Genomic DNA, 1,484 nt, shown 5'->3' on the forward strand with positions numbered 1-1,484 from the left:
GTGTCGCCGCGTTTTCGCGGCGCCGGCGCAGGGCTGCGGCTGCTGAAGGCGCTCGCGCGGATCGCGGTCGACTCGGGCTGCGGGCGTTTCGAATGGAGCGTGCTCGACTGGAACGAGCCGGCGATCCGCTTCTACGAAAGCGTCGGCGCGGCGCCGCAGAGCGAATGGGTACGTTACCGGCTGGCGGGCGACGAACTGCGCGCGTTCGCCGACGGCGCGCCGGTGAGCGCCGCGTAAACGCAAAACGGGCGCCGCGCGGTGAACCGCGGGGCGCCCGTTCGGGCGTGGCGCGTGGCGGGCGTTACTTGAGGCTGCCCGACAGGAACGCGCGCAGGCGGTCGCTCTTCGGGTTCGCGAGCACCTCGGACGGCACGCCTTGTTCCTCGACGCGCCCCTGGTGCAGGAACATCACGTGGTTCGACACGTTGCGCGCGAAGCCCATCTCGTGCGTGACGACGATCATCGTGCGGCCTTCTTCGGCCAGCTTCTGCATCACCTTCAGCACTTCGCCCACCAGCTCCGGGTCGAGCGCCGAGGTCGGCTCGTCGAACAGCATCACGTCCGGATGCATCGCCAGCGCCCGCGCGATCGCCACGCGCTGCTGCTGGCCGCCCGACAGATGCGACGGATATTGCTTCTCGACGCGCGGCGCGAGGCCGACCTTCTCGAGATACTCGCGCGCACGGTCCTCGGCTTCCTTCTTCGGGATGCCGAGCACGTTCACCGGCGCTTCCATCACGTTCTCGAGCACGTTCATGTGCGACCAGAGGTTGAAGTGCTGGAACACCATCGACAGCTTGGTGCGCACGCGCTGCAGCTGCTTCGAATCGGCCGCGCGCAGCGCGCCCGTCTTGTCGAGCGCGGTGCGCACTTCCTCGCCGTCGACGAAGATGCGGCCCGCGTTCGGCTGTTCGAGGAAGTTGATACAGCGCAGCATCGTGCTCTTGCCGGAGCCGGACGAGCCGATCACGCTGATCACGTCGCCCGAGTTCGCCCTCAGCGACACGCCTTTGAGCACCTCGTTGTCGCCGTACCGCTTGTGGAGATCGTCGACGAAAAGCTTCTGGGTCTGGGAGTTCATCAATAGTCCTGCGAAAACTTACTTGCCTTGCGGGCGCAGATACGCGAGCCAGCGACGCTCGGCCTGGCGGAACAGCCACACGAGCGTGAACGAGATCACGAGGTAGAGCAGGGCGGCGATGCCGAACGCGTGGAACGACATGTAGGTCGCCGAGTTCACGTCGCGCGCGATCTTCAGGATGTCGGGCACGGTCGCGGTGAAGGCCACCGTCGTCGCGTGCAGCATCAGGATCACTTCGTTGCTGTACAGCGGCAGCGCGCGGCGCAGCGCCGACGGCAGGATCACGCGGCGATACATCGTGAACGGCGACATCCCGTACGCGCGCGCGGCTTCGATCTCGCCGTACGACGTCGCCTTGATCGCGCCCGCGAAGATTTCGGTGGTGTACGCGCAGGTGTTCAGC

At 66.7% G+C, this 1,484-nt stretch carries 3 protein-coding genes; 1 reads left to right on the forward strand and 2 read right to left on the reverse strand.

Annotated features, from left to right (window positions below):
* Nucleotides 1-237, forward strand: a 237-nt coding sequence (locus tag JMF90_RS36745; protein WP_201326310.1) for a GNAT family N-acetyltransferase, incomplete at its 5' end; no start/stop codon positions are given.
* 64 nt (nt 238-301) lie between these two features.
* On the opposite strand, the gene JMF90_RS36750 is transcribed toward JMF90_RS36745, so the two are convergent.
* Nucleotides 302-1,081, reverse strand: a complete 780-nt coding sequence (locus JMF90_RS36750; protein ID WP_011545932.1) for an ABC transporter ATP-binding protein — start codon at nt 1,079-1,081, stop codon at nt 302-304.
* Between the two features lie 18 nt (nt 1,082-1,099).
* A partial coding sequence (locus tag JMF90_RS36755; RefSeq protein WP_201326311.1) for an ABC transporter permease subunit occupies nt 1,100-1,484 on the reverse strand: 385 nt, incomplete at its 5' end.

This window comes from Burkholderia sp. E168m23 (genome assembly GCF_016586125.1).
GTDB lineage: Bacteria > Pseudomonadota > Gammaproteobacteria > Burkholderiales > Burkholderiaceae > Burkholderia > Burkholderia orbicola.

What these genes read in the sequence shown, in the direction of transcription:
- JMF90_RS36750 (WP_011545932.1), bottom strand. Translation starts at nt 1,081, where the DNA reads ATGAACTCCCAGACCCAGAAGCTTTTCGTCGACGATCTCCACAAGCGG.